The organism is Vibrio sp. 10N.261.52.A1, from assembly GCF_002876325.1.
GTDB lineage: Bacteria > Pseudomonadota > Gammaproteobacteria > Enterobacterales > Vibrionaceae > Vibrio > Vibrio chagasii.
In genome coordinates this window covers 1-996 of record NZ_MCYD01001229.1, presented here as the reverse complement: position 1 = coordinate 996, position 996 = coordinate 1, and the positions used below count along the sequence as shown (strand labels likewise).

Below are 996 nucleotides of genomic sequence, written 5' to 3'. Positions count from 1 at the left end.
ATTCACTCCCTCTCGTAGCCCTATGCCTAAACCTCGTTACAAAACAACCAACTGGAAGCAATACAACCAATCACTCATTAACCGCGGTTCTTTGACCTTTTGGATTGATGAAGAAGCGATAAGTGGCTGGACGCAAAGCAAACAGAATAAGCGCGGGAGGCCTCGTCGGTTCAGTGATTTAGCTATCACGACAGCCCTCATGGTGAAACGAGTTTTTTCTATGCCATTAAGAGCGCTGCAAGGTTTTATCAACTCGATATTTAGGTTAGCCCATGTACCGTTAAGTTGTCCGCATTACACCTGCATCAGTCGTAGAGCCAAGCAAGTTGAGGTCTCACTTAAGACAAAAACGAGAGGTACGATACAACATCTAGCTATTGATGCGACTGGCCTTAAGGCTTATGGCGAAGGTGAATGGAAAGTCAAAAAACACGGGACAGATGGCAAACGTAGAGTCTGGCGAAAACTTCATATTGCCGTGGATACAAACACTCATGAAATTATTGCAGCCGAGCTAAGTCTATCGACAGTTACAGATGGAGAAGTACTCCCGAATTTACTGAAACAAACTCGCCGAAGTATCCACGAGGTGTCTGGTGATGGCGCTTATGATACGAGAGCATGTCACGATGCAATTAAGATTAAGCGAGCCGTTGCGCTTATTCCTCCAAGAGAAGGGGCTGCCTTCTGGGAGCGGGGTCATCCCCGAAATCTCGCAGTAGGTTGCCAGAAGTTATATGGCTCAAATAAGTATTGGAAAGAGCGGTATGGTTACCACAAACGCTCCCTGTCAGAAACAGCGATGTATCGAGTTAAACAGTTACTTGGTGGTCGTTTAAGTTTAAGAAATTACAATGCACAAGTGGGAGAAACTTACGCGATGATAAAAGCGTTGAACAAGCTCACTGGGTTAGGTATGCCTGAAACTTGCCGTATTGACTAAGAAATGCACGAAATGGGGCTGCTCTGTCTCTAAACTGAATTACGCAACAAAGC

At 45.3% G+C, this 996-nt stretch carries 1 protein-coding gene; it reads left to right on the top strand.

The features are described from left to right. Nucleotides 1-22: 22 nt before the first annotated feature. Nucleotides 23-943, top strand: coding sequence for an IS5-like element ISVba2 family transposase (locus BCT81_RS25960; RefSeq protein ID WP_008217599.1), 921 nt, complete (start codon nt 23-25; stop codon nt 941-943). Nucleotides 944-996 lie beyond the last annotated feature (53 nt).

Coding starts and splice junctions, on each gene's coding strand:
- BCT81_RS25960 (WP_008217599.1), top strand. CDS start 23: ATGCCTAAACCTCGTTACAAAACAACCAACTGGAAGCAATACAACCAA.